14 protein-coding genes and 2 pseudogenes are annotated in these 16,872 nt (G+C 70.9%); 5 read left to right on the forward strand and 11 right to left on the reverse strand.

Features of this window, described 5'->3' with window-relative positions:
* Positions 1–97: 97 nt before the first annotated feature.
* Entirely contained in the window at positions 98–1,126 is a 1,029-nt protein-coding gene (locus BMH31_RS07390; RefSeq protein WP_099724617.1) for a LacI family DNA-binding transcriptional regulator, read from the forward strand.
* Positions 1,123–1,710, forward strand: coding sequence for a MarR family transcriptional regulator (locus tag BMH31_RS07395; protein WP_099724618.1), 588 nt, complete (start codon positions 1,123–1,125; stop codon positions 1,708–1,710). Before BMH31_RS07390 ends, BMH31_RS07395 begins: the two co-directional genes overlap by 4 nt.
* On the opposite strand, the gene BMH31_RS07400 is transcribed toward BMH31_RS07395, so the two are convergent.
* From BMH31_RS07400 to BMH31_RS07420, 5 genes are all read right to left on the reverse strand, one after another.
* Positions 1,667–1,924 carry a type II toxin-antitoxin system RelE/ParE family toxin gene (locus BMH31_RS07400; protein WP_099724619.1) on the reverse strand — a complete coding sequence of 86 codons (258 nt, stop codon included), beginning with the start codon at positions 1,922–1,924 and terminating at the stop codon, positions 1,667–1,669. The genes BMH31_RS07395 and BMH31_RS07400 overlap by 44 nt on opposite strands.
* The gene (locus BMH31_RS07405) at positions 1,921–2,184 is read right to left on the reverse strand and encodes a type II toxin-antitoxin system prevent-host-death family antitoxin (RefSeq protein ID WP_099724620.1); all 264 of its coding nucleotides are present in this window, start codon (positions 2,182–2,184) and stop codon (positions 1,921–1,923) included. Before BMH31_RS07405 ends, BMH31_RS07400 begins: the two co-directional genes overlap by 4 nt.
* A 63-nt stretch (positions 2,185–2,247) precedes the next feature.
* Positions 2,248–3,387 (reverse strand): AAA family ATPase, encoded by a 1,140-nt coding sequence (locus BMH31_RS07410; protein ID WP_099724621.1) that lies wholly within the window; start codon positions 3,385–3,387, stop codon positions 2,248–2,250.
* Positions 3,388–3,460: 73 nt separating this feature from the next.
* The gene (locus BMH31_RS07415; RefSeq protein ID WP_099724622.1) at positions 3,461–4,282 is read right to left on the reverse strand and encodes an ABC transporter permease; all 822 of its coding nucleotides are present in this window, start codon (positions 4,280–4,282) and stop codon (positions 3,461–3,463) included.
* A complete protein-coding gene (locus BMH31_RS07420; protein WP_199068383.1) occupies positions 4,279–5,220 on the reverse strand; it encodes an ABC transporter ATP-binding protein in 942 nt (313 codons plus the stop codon). Before BMH31_RS07420 ends, BMH31_RS07415 begins: the two co-directional genes overlap by 4 nt.
* 126 nt (positions 5,221–5,346) lie before the next feature.
* Here BMH31_RS07420 and BMH31_RS07425 point away from each other — a divergent pair, with 126 nt between their 5' ends.
* Positions 5,347–5,994: an HAD-IA family hydrolase gene (locus tag BMH31_RS07425; RefSeq protein WP_099724623.1), complete on the forward strand. Its 648-nt coding sequence runs from the start codon at positions 5,347–5,349 to the stop codon at positions 5,992–5,994.
* A gap of 218 nt (positions 5,995–6,212) precedes the next feature.
* Here BMH31_RS07425 and BMH31_RS07430 read toward each other — a convergent pair whose 3' ends face one another.
* Both BMH31_RS07430 and BMH31_RS07435 read right to left on the reverse strand, forming a co-directional pair.
* Positions 6,213–6,869, reverse strand: a complete 657-nt coding sequence (locus tag BMH31_RS07430; protein ID WP_099724624.1) for a response regulator — start codon at positions 6,867–6,869, stop codon at positions 6,213–6,215.
* Positions 6,866–8,755, reverse strand: coding sequence for a sensor histidine kinase (locus BMH31_RS07435; RefSeq protein WP_099724758.1), 1,890 nt, complete (start codon positions 8,753–8,755; stop codon positions 6,866–6,868). The genes BMH31_RS07430 and BMH31_RS07435 overlap by 4 nt, the downstream gene beginning before the upstream one ends.
* A gap of 168 nt (positions 8,756–8,923) precedes the next feature.
* Between BMH31_RS07435 and BMH31_RS07440 the strand changes: the two genes are divergently transcribed.
* On the forward strand, positions 8,924–10,471 hold the full coding sequence (locus BMH31_RS07440) for a CitMHS family transporter (protein ID WP_099724625.1): 1,548 nt from the start codon (positions 8,924–8,926) through the stop codon (positions 10,469–10,471).
* A gap of 18 nt (positions 10,472–10,489) precedes the next feature.
* Here BMH31_RS07440 and BMH31_RS07445 read toward each other — a convergent pair whose 3' ends face one another.
* Positions 10,490–11,665 (reverse strand): GNAT family N-acetyltransferase, encoded by a 1,176-nt coding sequence (locus BMH31_RS07445; protein ID WP_099724626.1) that lies wholly within the window; start codon positions 11,663–11,665, stop codon positions 10,490–10,492.
* Positions 11,666–11,823: 158 nt separating this feature from the next.
* On the opposite strand from BMH31_RS07445, the gene BMH31_RS07450 reads away from it, so the two are divergent.
* Positions 11,824–13,332 (forward strand): amino acid permease, encoded by a 1,509-nt coding sequence (locus tag BMH31_RS07450; protein WP_241898189.1) that lies wholly within the window; start codon positions 11,824–11,826, stop codon positions 13,330–13,332.
* A 74-nt stretch (positions 13,333–13,406) separates the two neighbouring features.
* Here BMH31_RS07450 and BMH31_RS15550 read toward each other — a convergent pair.
* The 3 genes and pseudogenes from BMH31_RS15550 to BMH31_RS07460 all read right to left on the reverse strand — a co-directional run.
* Positions 13,407–14,195 (reverse strand): annotated as a pseudogene (locus BMH31_RS15550) (glycine betaine ABC transporter substrate-binding protein); the annotation flags it as partial.
* Positions 14,196–14,339: 144 nt separating this feature from the next.
* A pseudogene (locus tag BMH31_RS15555) lies at positions 14,340–15,200 on the reverse strand (proline/glycine betaine ABC transporter permease); the annotation flags it as partial.
* Positions 15,197–16,495, reverse strand: coding sequence for a glycine betaine/L-proline ABC transporter ATP-binding protein (locus tag BMH31_RS07460; protein WP_241898213.1), 1,299 nt, complete (start codon positions 16,493–16,495; stop codon positions 15,197–15,199). The pseudogene BMH31_RS15555 and the gene BMH31_RS07460, both read right to left, overlap by 4 nt.
* Between the last annotated feature and the right edge of the window lie 377 nt (positions 16,496–16,872).

Genomic DNA, 16,872 nt, shown 5'->3' on the forward strand with positions numbered 1-16,872 from the left:
GGGTCTGGGGTGAATGCTAAACCGATATAGTTGCGACCGCAAACCCGCCGCCCGTACCGCGGTCCGGCTGCGGGCACGTCGGTGATACCTTCGCTTCATGCCCGTCAAACGCCCCGTGACCCTGCAGGACGTGGCGGACCTCGCCGGCGTCTCGCGCGGAGCGGCGTCGTTCGCCCTCACCGACCGCGCCGGAGTGTCCGCCGCGACCCGCGAACGGGTGCGCGCCGCCGCCGCCGAACTCGGGTACCGACCGAACCCGACGGCCCGCAACCTCCGCGCCGCGCGCACCGGGATCATCGTCGTCTACCTGCCGAGCATCGCGACCACGCTCGGTTATTACACGGAGGCGGCGTTCGGCATGGTCGACGAGGCGCTCGATGCCGGCCTGCTGGTGACGCTCCTGCCGCGGCCGGCGAGCGGACGACCGCTGCCCCGCATCGACGCCGACGGCATCATCGCCATCGACCCGGTCGCGGACGATCCCGTGCTCGAGCAGCTGCTCGCACCCGGGCTCCCCGTGGTGAGCGGCGAAGCCATGCCAGCGGAGTACCGGACGGTCGACGGCGAGGTCCGCTCCGATCACGCCGCAGCGACCCGCGAGCTGCTCGACCACTTCGCCGAGCACGGTGCGCGCGCCCCCGCGATCATCGTGCCCGAGATGTTCAGCGGGTGGTCCGACGAGATCACGCAGGCCTACCGCGACTGGTGCGCCGAACGCGGAGTGCGCGAGCGCATCGAAGCCGTCTCCGTGGAAGGACTGACCGACTCGACGATCGCGGCGACCCGGAAACTGCTCGGCGACGCGGATCCGGCCGACGCGATCATCTCGCTCACCGAAGGGTCGGTGCTCAACGTGATCACCAGCGCGACGGAGTACGGCCGCACGGTCGGGGAGGACCTGCTCGTCGCCGCGGCAGTGGACTCGCCGGCGCTGCGCTACACCGAGCCGTCGATCACCGCGATCGACCTGCACCCGCGGGTCTTCGGACGCGAGTGCATGCGGATCATGCGGGAGGTGCTCGACGAACGCGCCTCCGGTGCGGCGCCACGGCGGCGGGACGTACCGATCGACGTGGTCTTCCGCGATTCCACACGCGGACGGGGCGGGGCGTGGGAGCGCGCATGAGCGACGCCGACCGGCTCGACGGCGCGGAGCAGGAGCTCTGGCGGAATCTGGTGCGGATCACCGCCGAGCTGCCGAGCGCGATCGAGGCGCGGCTCAAGCGCGACGCGGGGGTCTCGTACCTCGACTTCCGGCTGCTCGGGTCGCTGTCGGAAGCGCCATCGGGGATCCGGACCATGAGCGAGCTCGCGGCCCGCATGAGCGTCTCGATCGCGCGGCTGTCGGTCGCGGTCGGCCGGCTCGAACGGCGGTCCTGGGTGCAGCGCGAGCAGAACCCCGATGACGGCCGTGCCACGGACGTGGTGCTCACGGAAGGCGGCCGGGCGCACCTCGAGGCGCACGTCGTCGCGCACGTGCAGCAGTTGCGACGGCTCGTTTTCGAGGCGATCGAGCCCGCTCGGCAGGCCGAGCTCTCGGAGCTGCTCGGGCGCGTGCTCGGCACAATCGGGAAGGACCCGTGCGCGCGCTTCGAGGGCGATGCGCGCACCGCGCAGCCCGTCGCGTACGCAGCGGCCTGGTCGCCGCTCACCGGGCCGCGGTCGGTCAGCGATACACCTCGCGGCGGTGCGCGGCCCGGACGACGGTGACCAGTAGCCGGTCGTCGGCCACTTCGTAGATCACCCGGTAGTCCCCGGTCCGGATCCTCCAGGCGAGATCTTCACCGACGAGCTTCTTGGCGCCGGGCGGTCGGGGATCGGCCTGCAGGTTCTCGATCGCGTCGAGCAGCCGTTCACGCGCGGGGCGCGGGAGCCTTCGGATCTGTTTCGCGGCTGCCGAGGTGAATTCGACGGCGTAGATCACAGCGCGCGGTCACCGCGCAGTTCGGCGAGTGAGACTCGGATGCCGTCGTCGCTCGACTTCGCATCGCGGTAGGCGGCGAGGTCCTGGCTCATCTCGAGCTCTTCGAGGAGCTCGAGATCCTCGACGCCCACCACGACCGCCGCGAGCTTGCCGTTGCGGGTGACGCCGATGCGTTCGTGCGCGTACGCTGCGCGGCTGAGGATGTCCGATAGCTGGCCGCGAAGCTCTCGCGTGCTGACTTCGAGCGAGATGGTGTCCATGGAATAAGTGTAGCGACTGCGTACACATCTGTCACCGTATCCACGGACTTGGTTTTGGGATCGCTAGCGCGACGGCCAGTGCCAGGGCGGAGCGTCGAGCAGCCCCTGTCCGAGCACCTTCGTGCCTTCGCCCGACGACACGAGTTCGACGGCCGTGCCCCGGGGTTCGAGCGCGCGCCGTAGCGCGGTGGAATGCGTGACGACGATGATCTGCGTGCGCCGCGCCGCCTCCGTGAGGAGCGAGCCGAGCGGACCGAGCAGATCCTCGTGGAGCGAGGCCTCCGGCTCGTTGACCACGATGAGCGGCGGGGGATCGGCGGGCAGCAGCGCGGCGCAGAGCAGCAGGCACCGCAGGGTGCCGTCCGAGAGCTCCGCAGCGGTCAGCGGTCGCAGCAGGCCGCGCTGGGAGAACAGCAGGCGGAACACGCCGTCGACGGCGTCGATGTCGACGTGCGAACCGGGGAACGCGTCGGCGACCGCGGACGCCAGCGGTCCTTCCTGGCCGGATTCGATCGCCGTCGCCCAGACCGCGGCGAGATCCGCGCCGTCGTCGCTCAGCCAGCGGGTCCGGGTGCCGACCTGCGGCTGCCGGGCCGGGGCATCACGGTCGGCCCGGAAGTGGTCGTAGAAGCGCCACTGCGCCATCCCGTGCCGCAGCCGCAGGACCTCGGGAAGCGCCGAGGGATCCTCGAGGTCGAGCAGCACGCTCTGGCCGGGTGCGAGCGTCTGGGGCACCGAGCGCCAGCCGCCGTCGCGCACGCGCACCGCGGCCCGGGTGCGGTCGATGACCACCGACGCCGGTCGCGCGAACGGGCCGGTGAAGACCTGCTCGCGCTTGATCTCGGGATCGCGGGTGAAGAAGCTGCGTGCGGGGTCGACCTGCGGCAGGCCGAGGTCGGCGAGGTAGCCGAAGTCGTCGGAGGCGAAACCGATCCGGAGCGAGACCGGGCGTTTGCGCACCGTGCCCTGACCGCTGCCCCGCCCGGGGTGCTCGGGGCCCGCCCAGAGCACGCTGGAGAGTCCGCCCTCGCGAGCGATCGCACCGACCGTGCGGCCTTCGCCGGCGGCTGCGAGCAGGTGCAGCGCCCGATAGAGGTTGGACTTGCCGGTGCCGTTGGCGCCCGACACGACGGTGAGCCGGTCGAGCGGCAGCACGAGCTCGACGAGGGAGCGGTATCCGCTGACGGCGAAGGTGGTGAGCACGGGGGCAGTCTGGCAGCCACCACCGACACTGCGGACCGGCGCGGCCTCGTCGGCCCGAGCCGCCCCGCCGGGCTCAGACCCGCGCGGTGTCCCGGCGCAGCATCATGATCGCGGCACCCGAGAACAGCGCCAGCCAGACGATGAAGTTCACGTAGGACCACGGGTCCGGTGCGACGCCGAGCGACGCCGACTGCGACATGTCGGCGATGCCCCACAGCGGCGTGAACTTCGCGGCGATCTGCAGGGCCTGCGGCAGGATCTGCAGCGGCACGAACAGGCCGCCCATGAAACTCAGCACGGGGAGGATCGGGCCGAGGTAGCGCATCGCGTTCTGCGCGGGGAACGCGTAGCCGACCGCGAGGCCCAGCGCGGTGAGCATGAGCGACGAGATCCAGGCGATGAACCCGGCGAGCAGCAGATTGCCGAGCGGGGCGTGGATGCCGATGATGACGCCGGCGATGAGTGTCGCGGCGACGCCGACCGCGCCGACCGCGAGCCCCGTGAGGATCTTGACGCCGATGTAGACCCCGGGGTTCAGCGGCGTGAGCCGCAGCTGGCGGCTCCAGCCCTGCGAACGCTCCGTCGCGACCGAGACGCCGATCATGGTCGACGCGACCATCGCGCCGTACACCGCCATCGAGATCATGATGGGCACGGCGGCCGAGAGGCCGCCCTCGGCGATGGGGACGTCGGTCGCCGCCGTGTTCTTGTTCGGCAGCGCGATCATGAAGAGCATGCCGATGGGGAATGCGAGGGTGAAGATCAGAGTTCCCGTGTTGCGGAAGCTGCGCTTCAGCTCCATGCCGAGGAACCGCAGGTTGAATCCGCCGAACGGCGGGGTCGTGCGGTTCGCCGTGTCGATCCGGCCCGGCCGGGTCTGCTGCGTGCCGCTCATCGTGCCGCCTCCGCGTTTGCTCGTTCGGTGGCGTCGCCCGTGAGCTGCAAGAACGCCTGCTCCAGGTTCTGGCTGGTGATGGTGACGTCGTGCGCCGCGGTCGCGGTGAGCAGGTGCCGGGCCGTGTCGTCCGACGACGCCGTGCGCACTTTGACCCGGTCGCCGCGCAGCTCCACCTGTTCGACGCCGGGCAGCGCGCGCAGCACGGGTTCGAGCTCGGCGCGGTTCGCCTCGGCGCCCTCCAGCACGGCCTCGACGGTGCGGCCGGCCGCCATGCTCTTGATCTCCGCGGCGGAGCCGTCGGCCACGATCCGGCCCTGGCGGATCAGCACGATGCGATCCGCGTACTGGTCGGCCTCCTCGAGGTAGTGCGTCGCGAACACGACGGTGCGTCCGCGGGCCGCGTCCGCGTGGATCGCGTTCCAGAAGGATCGCCGCCCCTCGACGTCCATGCCGGTGGTCGGCTCGTCGAGGATCAGCAGCCCGGGATCCGAGAGCAGCGCCATCGCGAAGCGGAGCCGCTGCTGCTCGCCGCCCGAGCACTTCTCGACCTTGCGCGCGGCGATCTGCAGGATTCCGGCGCGCTCCAGGGCATCGTCGACGTCGATGGTCGACGTGAACAGCGAGGCGTTCAGTCGCATGATGTCGCGCACCGTGAGGTCCTTGAGCAGGCCGCCCGTCTGCATGACGGCCGACACGAGTCCGCGCGCGATCGCGGCGCGGGGGCTCATGCCGAACAGCTCGACCGAGCCCGCGTCGGGGCGACCGAGGCCGAGGATCATGTCGATCGTGGTGGTCTTGCCGGCGCCGTTCGGGCCGAGGAACGCGACCACCTCGCCCTGCGCGACCTCGAGGTCGACGCCGTCGACCGCCGTATGCTTGCCGAATCGTTTGACGAGCCCGGTCGCACGGATCGCCGGGGGAGTGCCAGTGTTCACGACGTCACGTTACCGCTCGGGCTCCTGAGCGAGTCTGCGTGCGGGCCGTGAGTCGCGAATCCGCACTGCTCCGCACGGCGCTGCATCGCCCCGCGGGCGTTCGGACGCCTCCCTTAGGCTGAGCCCATGGAACGCATCGAAGCACGGGCAGCGCTGCTCGACATGGACGGCACCCTCGTCGACTCGACCGCGGTCGTCGAACGGCTCTGGGGTGAGTGGGCGGACCGGCACGAGGTGCCCCGCGGCTCAGTACTGTCGGTGATCCACGGCCGTCAGGGGCACGAGAGCATGGCGATCCTGCTGCCCGAGCGCTCCGCAGACGAGAACATCGCCGAGAACGCCGGCATGCTGGCGCGCGAGGCGGTCGAGACGGACGGCGTCGTCGAGATCGCGGGCGCCGCCGCGTTCGTGGAGGCGCTCGCCTCTTTCCCGCACGCGGTGGTGACCTCGGCCGATTCGCCTTTGCTGCACGCGCGCATGGGCGCCGCCGGAGTGCGGGTGCCCGAGGTCGCGGTCACCGCGGAGTCGGTCCGGGCGAGCAAGCCGGACCCCGAGGGGTTCCTGCTCGCCGCCGACCGGCTCGGGATCGCGCCCGCGGACTGCGTCGTGTTCGAGGACTCCTCGGTGGGGATCGCCGCCGCGCGCGCCGCGGGCATGCGCGTCGTCGGCGTCGGTGCCGCAGCGGCGCAGCACGCGCCGGATGCGCACGTCGCCGATCTCGCCGCCGTGCGCGTCGTGCCGTCGGGCGCGGGCTTCGCGCTCGAGATCGGGTAGCGCCCCACCCTCGCGTGCTCGTGCTCGTGCTCGTGCCCGTGCTCGTGCACGCTCGAGCTTGAGCGCGCAAACGCACGCGCACCTTCGTCGAGTGGCGGCAGTCGGCGCGAATGCGATCCCATTCGAGCGTTTTGCCGCCACTCGATGAGGCCGACGAGGCCGACAACGCCGATGAAGCCGACAATGCCGACGAGGCCCGGAGTTCCAGAGGCCAGGGCTCAGCGCGACGCGAGCGTGTACCGATGTTCGGGACGCCCCGTCGACCCGTAGCGCAGCCGCACCTCCACGACCGATCGCGCGGCGAGAGCCGCGAGGTGGCGCTGCGCCGTCGCACGCGAGATCCCCGCGCGCTCGGCGACCTCGCTCGCCGAGCGTTCCTCGGCGCCGAGCGCGTCGAGGATCAGCTTCTCGGTCGCGGAGCGCGACAGCGAGACGGGGTCGCTCGACCCGTTCAGGATCGCGAGGGCGCGATCGAGATCCTCCTGGGCCACCGCGCCCGTCCCCGCGAGCAGGTTGCGGAATCTCGCGTACCGTTCCAGCCGCTCGGCGAGCATGCGCGGCTCGAACGGCTTGAGCAGACAGGCGAGGGCCCCCGAACGGAGCGCGCGGCGCAGGGTCGGGGCGTCGCCAGCCGCCGAGATCACGAACGCGTCGCACCCCGCCGCGCGTACGAGGTCGATGCCGTCGCCGTCCGGCAGATAGACGTCGACCAGCAGGAGGTCGGGTCGGTGGGCGCGGATCGCGGCCCGCGCCTCGGCGACCGAGCGGGCGGGCTCGAGCGCCAGGAACCCCGGGCGCTCGGCGACGATGTCGCGGTGCAGGCCGGCGACGCGGAAGTCGTCGTCGACGACGAGGGTGCGGATCGGATCGGTCACGGGTGCTCCTGCTGGGTCGGATCGGTGGGGAGGTCGGCCGGATCGGTGGGGACGTCGGCCGGATCGGTGCGATCGGGTATCCCGCCCTCGGCGCCGCGGGCGGGTTCGACGGCCCCGCCGATGCGTGCGGCGAACACCGCGCCGGAGCGGGATCCGGGGTCGCTGTCGACCGCGGACTCCGAACGGGGCCCGGATCCGGCCTCGGCACCGCCGCGGTCCACCACCCAGAGGTCTCCGCCGCTCGCCCGCGCGATCTCGCGCGACAGGGGGAGCCCGAGCCCGTGCCCGTGCGCCGACTCGTCGGTGTCGCCGCCCGGTTCGCTGTCGGGAGTTCCGGAGCCGCCCCGGCTGTCGCGCGCGAACACGTCGGTTCCGGGCGGGATCCCGTCGCCGGAGTCCCCCACGGTGAGCACGAGCGCGTCTTCGTCGTCGAGCAGGGTCGCCTCGACCCAGCGCGGCGCCGGACCCCGCACGGCCGCCGAGACGGCGTTGTCGATGAGGTTGCCGAGCACGGCGGCGGTGTTCTCGGGATCGCGGATCGTGCCGAGCAGCTGGGTATCCTCGCCGATGCGCAGGCGCACCCCGCGTTCACCCGCCTCGATGCCCTTGGCGCCGAGGAATGCGTGCAGGAACGGATCGCCGAGCCGGTCGAGTCCGAGCACGGGATACCCGACGGCACCGCGCTCGACGAGCTCGCCGAGGAACTCGCGGGCCTCGGGCACTCGCTCGGCGTCGATGAGTCCGGCGGCGACGTGCATGCGGTTCGCGAACTCGTGCCGCTGCACTCGCAGCGCGCCGGTCATGGCGCGCACGGTTTCGAGTCGTTCGCTCAACGCGACGAGGTCGGTGCGGTCGCGCACGATCACGACGCGGCCGAGCCGCCGCTGCCCGCGTCGGACGGGCCGCGGTTCGACGTACAGCACGCGTCCGGCGTGCACGACGCCGACGTCGCTCGCCTCGCGAGCGGTTCCGGCGCCGGAGGGCGATGCGTCGCGAGACGCGTCGTCGTCGGCGGCGAGCGCCGCGAGGATCGGCGCGGGCAGGCCGAGCGCGGCGAGCGGGCGGCCCACGGGTCGCTCGATTCCCAGCATGCGTTCCGCGGCGGCGTTGCAGACGAGCACGGTGCCGTCGGGGTCGATGCCGAGGACCCCGTCGCCGACGCCGTCGAGCACGGCGGTCTGGTTCTGCACGAGCGCGGCGAGCTCTTCGGGCTGGAGGCCGAGGGTGAGGCGTTCCCAGCGGCGTCGCATCAGCAGCGTGGCGAGGGTCGCGATCCCGACCCCGCCGAGCGCGGCGAGCGCGATCGAGCCGAGCAGCGCGGGCAGGTCGTCGAAGACGCTTCCCTGTTCGAAGCCGACGCTCACCTCGCCGACGGGGCGCTGCGCGTCCGGCCCGGTCCGCTCGGCGCCGGGCGCGTAGACGGGGACCTTGGCGCGGGCCGAGACCCCGAGGGTGCCGCGCTCCCAGTCGACGACCTCGTGCCCCTGCAGCACTCGGTCGTAGGGGGTGCTGACCTCCTGGCCGAGCCGGTCGGCCTGCGGGTGGGCGAGGCGGATCCCGTGGTCGTCGGTGATCACGACGAACAGCACGCCGGTGCGCTCCGTGATCCCCGCGGCGGTGCGCTGCAGTTCGCCGTCGCGCAGTCCGGCGGCCGCGGGGGTGCCGGGGTCGGCGGAGAACTCGGCGACGAGTTCGCGCACGGTGGGATCCTCGGCGACGGTGCGGGCGATGCCGAGGGCGGCGGCCTGCGATGACGCGCGGAGCTGCTGGACCGCGAGGAACAGGTAGACGCCGGTGCAGAGGGCGACGACCAGCACCACCGTGCCGAGCTGCAGCAGCAGGACGCGAGTGGCGAAGCGCAGACGCGCGCGGTCCGGTCGAGCCATGCTCTCCATTCTGCGCATCCGCACCCCCGAAGCTCCGCGCGCACAATGCGCAGAACCCACGCTACGCGCAGAACGCGACGAAATGCGAGCTACCCGGAGCCGGGTCCGGTTTCTCCCTAGCATCGGCGCAGGCCGCTCTCGGCGGTCCGACGACAAAGGAGTCATCTGATGCAACCGGCGATGTCCGAGCTGCTGCTGCGCGCAGCGGACGAGAAGCCCACGTACGACCTCGCATTCGTGCCGCCCGAGTGGGTGCTCGTGATCCTCGGGTTCACGATGGTGCTCGTGTTCATGACCCTGATCATGACGAAGCGCCTCACCCCGATGGTCGCCCTGATCCTCGTGCCCACCATCTTCGGCCTCTTCGCGGGAGCGGGGCTCGGGCTCGGCGACATGGTGCTCGACGCGATCGGCAACATGGCGCCGACGGCGGCGCTCCTCATGTTCGCGATCATGTTCTTCGGGATCATGATCGACGTGGGGCTCTTCGACCCGCTGATCCGTTTCATCACCCGGCTGCTCGGCGACGATCCCGCGAAGGTCGTGGTCGGCACCGCGCTCCTCGCTGCCGCGGTCTCGCTCGACGGCGACGGATCGACGACGTTCATCATCACGACTTCCGCGATGCTGCCGATCTACCTGCGGCTCGGCATGAGCCCGGTGGTGCTCACCTGCGTCGCCGGTCTGATGAACGGCACGATGAACATCCTCCCCTGGGGCGGACCCACCGTGCGCGCCGCGACCGCGCTGAACCTGCAGGTGTCGGACGTGTTCGTGCCGATGATCCCCGCCATGCTGGTCGGCCTTGTCGTGGCCTTCGGCTTCGCCTGGATGCTGGGCGTGCAGGAGCGCAACCGTCTGGGCCGCATCGACGCGGCCCGCCTCGACGGCACCGCCGACGGCGGCCTGCTGGCCGGGGTGCCGAAGCTGTTCCGCGGTGCGGACAGCAAGCCGGGCGCTCGCGCCTCGCTGCACACGGGCAACCTCGTGACCGTCGGGATCGGCGGACCCGCGGTGGCTGCCGCCGAGGTCGACCCGACCGACACCGCCATGGCCGACACCATGCTCGATCCGAACCGCGCGACGCTGCGGCCCAAGCTCATCTGGGCGAACCTGGTCCTCACCGTCGCCGTGATGGTGCTGCTGGTGCTCGACATCATGCCGCTGCCGTACGTGTTCATGGTCGGCGCGGGCCTCGCCCTCGTCCTGAACTTCCGCAGGCTGAAGGATCAGGCGGCCGAGATCGTGGCGCACGCGCCCAGCATCGTCGGCGTCGTGTCCATGGTGATCGCGGCCGGCGTGCTCGTCGGCGTGCTCTCGGGCACCGGCATGGTCGACGCGATGGCGAAGTGGATCACGGGCGTCCTGCCGACCGAGGTGGGTCCGTTCCTGGCGCCGATCACGGGCGTGCTGTCGATCCCCTTCACGTTCTTCATGTCGAACGACGCCTTCTACTACGGGATCCTCCCCGTGCTGTCGCAGAGCGCCGCGCACTTCGGCATCGACCCCGTCGAGATGGCGCGCGCGTCGATCACGGGCCAGCCGGTGCACCTGCAGAGCCCGCTCGTGCCGGCGATCCTGCTGCTCGTCTCGCTCGCGAGCGTGAACCTCGGCGACCACCACAAGAAGGTGCTGTGGCGGGCGACGATCGTGTCGCTCGTGATGCTCGCGGTCGGGATCCTGACGGGCGCGATCCCGCTCTTCGTCGCGGGCTGAGGGTCGTGGTGCTGCGGGTCAGGAGACCCGCAGCACCGACCACAGCGCTGCGGGGAGCTTCGTCCAGCCCTCGCGGCCGAGGAAGTGACCGCCGCCGGGCACCACCTCGACCGGGACGCCGAGCGCCGAGGCGAGGACGTCGGTGTCGGCGGGCGGAACGATCGCGTCGTCGTCGGAGCGCAGCACCGCGATGCTGCGCACCATCGCGGGAACACCCGCGAGGTCGACGCCGGCGGCGGCGAATCGGTCGAGCTCCGGGATCGGTTCGACGGGCCCCGCGAATCCCGAGACGAGGACCAGGCTGCCGAGCCGGTCGGCGGGATCGACCGCGCCGCCCCCGGTGCGGCGCGCTCGCTCGGCCAGCACGCGCGCGGCGGCGAGTGCGCCGAGGCTGTGGCCGATCACCGCGTCGCCGTCGCGAATGTCGCCGATGGCCTCGGCGGCCGCGGCCCGCCAGGCGTCCGCATCGGGATCCTGCGCATCGGGCAGCTCGGGGACGCTCACCTCGAAGCCGGCGGCCTCGAGTCGCTCGGCGAGCCAGGGGAACCAGTGGTCGGCGGGGGACGCGGTGAAGCCGTGCAGGATCGTGGCCCGGGGTGCGCGGCCGTCGCGCCGGCGGCGCCATTCCTCGGCGAGGAGGCCGTACATGACCCCGTCCACCCAACCGTGGTCGCGGTGCAGCGCGTCGCGCACCGAGCTGCTCTCGAGCCGCATGCCGACGCGGCGCATGAGCTTCTGCGAGGGCTCGTTCGGGGTGAAGGCGCCGGCCTGGATCCGGTGCAGACCCAGCTCTTCGAAGCAGACGCGGATCGCCTCGCGCACCGCCTCGGTCGCGTAGCCGCGTCCCTCGAAGTCGGGGTGCATGGTCCAGCCGAGCTCGGCCTGCACGCCGACGGCACGATCCCGCACCTCGCGCTGCGACCAGGCGTTCCCCACCGAGATCATGACATCGCCGATGACGCGGCCGTCGAGCTCGAACACGAGCGTGTCGGGCAGTCGTGCGGGCACCGAAGCGTTCCAGTCGGCGCGATCCGCGGGGTGCCAGCCGAGCCACTCGCCGACGTCGTCCCGGCCGCGGTGCTGCCAGAGCGCGTCGATGTCGCCCGCCTCGGCGCGACGCAGCACGAGACGCTCGGTGCGCTTCGGCCAGGTGACGGCGTCGAGGGGGTGGGGCTGCGGCTGGGGCTCGGACATGGGCACCAGTATGCCGGAGCGCGTCCCTGCCGGACCTCCCTGCACACCGGAGGAGGGCGAGAACTGTGCGATCCCGCGGATCGGGTCCGGTCGCAGGAGCCCTATGCTTGACCCGGTCCGCGCAGTGGGGCGCGGCCGGCTCCGAAAGGAACGCGACAGTGACGTCCAATACTCCGAACGGACACCTCGGCGACGACGAGCACCTGGCGGTGCTCGGTTACGAGGGCAAGTTCGACCGATCCATGAGCCTGTGGGCGAACTTCGCCCTCGGTTTCACCTATCTCTCGCCGCTCGTCGGCGTCTACTCGCTCCTCGCCGTCGCGCTCTCGACGGGCGGCCCGCCCTCGATCTGGTGGATCGTGATCGTCGCCTGCGGGCAGCTGCTCGTGTCGCTCGTGTTCGGCGAGATCGTCTCGCAGTACCCGATCCACGGCGGCATCTACCCCTGGGCGAGGCGGCTCTGGGGTCGCCGCTACGCCTGGCTGGCCGCGTGGGTCTACATCTGGGCCATGATCGTGACCATCACGTCGGTCGCCGAGTTCGGTTCCGGCTTCGTGACGAGCCTGCTCGGCATCGAGCTGACGCCCGAGGCGACGCTGTTCACCGCGCTCGGACTGCTGCTGCTCGCGCTCGCGATCAACTTCTCGGGAACGAGGTGGCTCGCCCGCATCGCCCGCATCGGGCTCGCGGCGGAGCTCATCGGCGTGATCGGGCTCGGGCTCTACCTGCTCATCTTCCAGCGCAAGCACGACTTCTCGGTGTTCTTCGACACCATGGGCACCGCGGGCGACGGCTCCTACCTGCCGGTCTTCCTCGCGTCGGCGCTCGCGGGGCTCTTCCTCTTCTACGGTTTCGAAGCCTGCGGCGACGTGGCCGAGGAGGTGTCGGATCCGGCCCGCCGGATCCCGCGCGCCATGATGATGACGATCTTCGTCGGTGCGATCTCGGCGCTGTTCTCGTTCGGCGGCTACGTGCTGGCCGCCCCGAACCTCGAGGACATCGTGGCGGGCAAGGTCGCCGACCCGATTCCGTCGATCCTCGATGCGACGCTCGGACCCGTGGGCGCGAAGCTGTTCCTGATCATCGCGATCCTTGCCTTCATCTCGTGCGTGCTCAGCCTGCAGGCCGCCGCCAGCCGCCTGCTCTACTCGTTCGCGCGCGACGGGATGCTGCCGGGGCACACCTGGCTGTCGAAGGTGTCGGAGCGCAGCAAGGTTCCGACCAACGCGCTCATCGTCGCCTGCACGGTGCCCGCGCTCATCTGCGTGCTGATCTACTTCAACGACGGGATCCTGGTCGCGGTCACCTCGTTCGCGATCCTCGGCATCTACCTGTCGTTCCAGATGGTCGTGCTCGCGAGCCTGCGCCAGCGGTTCAAGGGGTGGAAGCCCGCGGGGCCGTTCAGCCTCGGAGGCGCCGGCACCGCGGTCAACGTCGTCGCCCTCGCGTATGGGCTCTTCGCCATGTACCTGCTCGCGAAGCCGGGCGAGACGGGCGAGTTCTTCGCCGACTACGTCGTGCTCATCGGCCTCGCGGTCGTGCTGGTCACCGGCCTGGTCTACCTGTTCGTAGCGCGGCCCGACCGCAAGTCGGACGCCCCGCAGGGCGACGCGATCGCGGTCTCCGACGAGATCCGCCGCCGCACCGGAGCGGTCAAGACCCAGTAGGGCGACCCGCGGAGACGCCGAGGGCCCCGGAGCGGAATGCTCCGGGGCCTTCGGCGTAGTCGCACGGGGCCGCGCTACTTCGTCACGAGCGTCGGGTAGGCGTCGGGGTGCTCCTTCAACCACTCGGTGACGGCGTCCGGCTCCTTGCCCTTGCCGAACTTGTTGACGACGAGGTCCTCGAGCGAGCCGTACTCGGCATCGTCGAGCTTGATGCCGGAGATCATCTTCGCGATGTCGGGGTGCTTCTCGCTGAAGCCCTTGTTCGCGAGGAAGTGCAGCGCCTCAGGCTTGCCCATCGCGCCCTTCGGATCCTTGAGGTCCTTCACGGGGAACTTGTCGTTCGCCCAGAAGGGGCGCCACAGGGTCACCGCGATGTCCTGCTTCTTGTCGATCGCGTTCTGCAGGGTCGTGAGCATGGTCGCGGTCGACGAGGTGACGAGCTCGTACTCCTTGTCGAGGCCGTACTCGGGCATCATCGTGTTCTGCGTCTGCTCGGTGAGGCCCGCGCTCGGCTCGATGCCGATGATCTTGCCGTCGAAGCGCTTCGCGTTGCCCTTCAGGTCCTCGATGGAGTCGATGTCGACGTACTTCGGCACCGCGATGGTCAGCACCGCGTTGTCGTAGTAGGCCCCGAGATCCTCGATGTCCGCGCCGTACTTCTTCATGTAGCTGGCGTGGGTCTTCTCGGACCAGGCGGAGGGGTAGATGTCGACGTCGCCCTTCGCGAGACCCGTGTAGAGCACCGCGGCCTCGGTCAGCTCCTTGAGCTCGACCGTGTAGCCCTCCTTCTCGAGCTGGTCCTTCAGCAGGTAGGTCATGCTGAGGCCGTCGGTCCAGGACGGGAGGAAGCCGAGCGTGATCGTCTTGTCCGATCCCGCGCCGCCCGCAGCCGTGTCCGTGCCGCCCGAGGAACGGGTGACGGCGAGGCTGCCGACGGCGACGAGCGCGATCGCGACGACGGCGGCCGCGAGGCCGAACCACATGCGCTTCGCCTTCGCGCTGGGCGCGCGCCGGATCGAGCCGAGCACCGACGTGCGGTACTCGCTGGGAGTGCCGAGCGCCGCGGTGACGCGGTCGAGGAACACTGCGAGGATCACGACGCCGAGGCCGGCCTCGACGCCCTGGCTGAGGTTCAGCGTCGAGATCGAGGCGATGACCTCTTTACCGAGGCCGTCGGCGCCGACGAAGCCGGCCACGACCGCCATCGACAGGGCGAGCATGATGACCTGGTTGATGCCGGCCATGATCGTCGGCATCGCGAGGGGCAGCTGGATGCCGCGCAGGATCCGGCCCGGGGTCGCGCCGAAGGCGTGGCCCGCCTCCACGGTCTCGGAGTCGACGCCTCGGATGCCCAGTTCGGTGAAGCGGACGCCCGGGGCGAGCGCGAAGATCACCGTCGAGAAGACGCCCGGCACCACGCCGATGCTGAAGAACGTCACCGCCGGGATCAGGTACACGAACGCCGGCATCGTCTGCATGAAGTCGAGCACGGGCTTGATGAACGCGCTGAACGCGTCGTTGCGGGCCGCCAGGATGCCGAGCGGAACCGCGATGATCACGGCGAGCAACGTGGCGATCAGCACGAGCGCGAGCGTCTGCATCGAGGTCTCCCACTGGCCCATCGCGACGATGAGCAGGAAGCCCACGATCGTGCCGATCGCGAGCTGCCAGGAGCGCACGAACCAGCCGATCAGGGCGAACAGCAGGATCAGGGCGGGGAAGGGGACTGCGAGCAGCGCATCGGTGAGCCCGGAGACGAGCCACTGCATGACGAAGCCCACGAAGTCGAGCAGCCAGGTGAAGGTGTCCTTGAACCAGTCGAGCGCGCCGGCGACCCAGTCGCCGATGGGAATACGGAAACCGTTCATCGGGTCGCCTCCTCGTCATCGCCGGTACGGGATCCGGGCGCATCGGTGCCGTTCGCCGCGAGGGTCTCGGTGATCGTCGCGGCGGGGACGCCCGGCGCGGGTTCGATGATCGGGATCTCGGTGGTGACCGCGGGCAGATCGGTCAGGGCCGCGAGCAGGGTCACGCGCGGCACGACGCCGATGAGGCGGTCCTGCTCGTCGATCACGGCGACCGGCAGCGGGCTCTCGACCGCGAGCTCGAAGAGCTCCGCGATGTGCTGTTCGGGAGACACGATCGACGGCGTCGGGCGCAGGCGCTTCGTGACGTCCGTGCCGCCCTCGCGCACCTCGCGCAGCATGTCCTTGTCGCGCACGACGCCGAGCAGCTTGCGGCCGCCCGTCGTGACGAAGCAGGCGGAGGTCTGCAGGTCGCGCATGGTGCGCAGCGCGGTGCGCGGGCCGGCGCTCGCCGTCACGACGGCGAGCGGGGGTTCCATCACGTCGCCCGCGGTGAGCACACGGGCGCGATCGACGTCCTGCACGAACTGCGCCACGTAGTCGTTCGCGGGGTCGGTGAGGATGTCGTTCGGCGTACCGACCTGCACGATGCGGCCGTCGCGCATGACCGCGATCCGATCGCCGAGGAACATGGCCTCGTTGAGGTCGTGCGTGATGAACACGATCGTCTTGCCGAGCTCCTGCTGGAGCTCGATGAGCAGCTCCTGCATCTCGCGACGAATCAGCGGATCGAGGGCCGAGAACGCCTCGTCCATGAGCAGGATGTCGGTGTCGGCCGCGAACGCGCGCGCCAGGCCGACGCGCTGCTGCATACCGCCCGACAGTTCGCCCGGCAGCGACGACTCCCACTTGCTCAGGCCGACCCGGTCGAGCCAGCGCCGGGCGGCCGCGGTGCGCTCGGGAAGGGCCACGCCCTGCAGTTCGAGGCCGTAGGCCACGTTGTCGAGCACGGACCGGTGGGGGAGCAGCGCGAAGTGCTGGAACACCATCGACATGCGATCGCGGCGCACGGCGCGCAGTTCGGCGGCGCCGAGGCCGACCACCTCGGTGCCGAACACGCGGATCGATCCGGCGGTCGATTCGTTGAGTCCGTTGAGCATGCGGATCAGGGTCGACTTGCCGGAGCCCGAGAGCCCCATGACCACGAAGATCTCGCCCTGGCGCACGTCGAAGCTCGCGTCGATCACCGCTGCGGTGCCGAACGGGCGTACTTCGTCGCGGCTCGCACCCGTGCGGAGGCGCTTCACGGCCTCGTTCGGGCGGCGGCCGAAGACCTTGAAGACGCTCTCGACCGAGATCGCGGTTCCGGGCTCGGAAGCGGCGCGCTCGCGGGCGTCTCGCTCGTGATCGGTGGGCGGTGCTGGCGATGGGATCGTCACAGACACTCCTCATGCGGGTGCGCCGAAGGCACCCGCTGCGTGGTCCGGGTTCGACGGCGGGGGACGCCCGGGCGCGATCCTCTCGACCGCTTCAACCGGCGTCCTGCAAGCCGCGGCCATCGGGACCGGCGGCCACCGCGAACCGTACGCCCGTCGCGCATCGAGCAGGTGCTCCCGCGGCGGCCGCGGACCAGGGTTTTTCGCGTGGAACGCTGCCTTCGACGCTAACAACGCGCATACCGGGTCGCAAGGTGAACCGGTCGAAAATCCCACGCGCCAGCGGGGGTAATCTTGCG

The sequence above is a fragment of the Leucobacter sp. OLIS6 genome (assembly GCF_002752355.1).
Classification (GTDB): Bacteria; Actinomycetota; Actinomycetes; order Actinomycetales; family Microbacteriaceae; genus Leucobacter.

Excerpts from the sequence above, each read along its gene's own strand:
- BMH31_RS07390 (WP_099724617.1), top strand. The coding sequence starts at position 98 with ATGCCCGTCAAACGCCCCGTGACCCTGCAGGACGTGGCGGACCTCGCC.
- BMH31_RS07440 (WP_099724625.1), top strand. The coding sequence starts at position 8,924 with ATGCAACCGGCGATGTCCGAGCTGCTGCTGCGCGCAGCGGACGAGAAG.
- BMH31_RS07415 (WP_099724622.1), bottom strand. The coding sequence starts at position 4,282 with ATGAGCGGCACGCAGCAGACCCGGCCGGGCCGGATCGACACGGCGAAC.
- BMH31_RS07435 (WP_099724758.1), bottom strand. The coding sequence starts at position 8,755 with ATGGCTCGACCGGACCGCGCGCGTCTGCGCTTCGCCACTCGCGTCCTG.
- BMH31_RS07405 (WP_099724620.1), bottom strand. The coding sequence starts at position 2,184 with ATGGACACCATCTCGCTCGAAGTCAGCACGCGAGAGCTTCGCGGCCAG.
- BMH31_RS07425 (WP_099724623.1), top strand. The coding sequence starts at position 5,347 with ATGGAACGCATCGAAGCACGGGCAGCGCTGCTCGACATGGACGGCACC.
- BMH31_RS07445 (WP_099724626.1), bottom strand. The coding sequence starts at position 11,665 with ATGTCCGAGCCCCAGCCGCAGCCCCACCCCCTCGACGCCGTCACCTGG.
- BMH31_RS07395 (WP_099724618.1), top strand. The coding sequence starts at position 1,123 with ATGAGCGACGCCGACCGGCTCGACGGCGCGGAGCAGGAGCTCTGGCGG.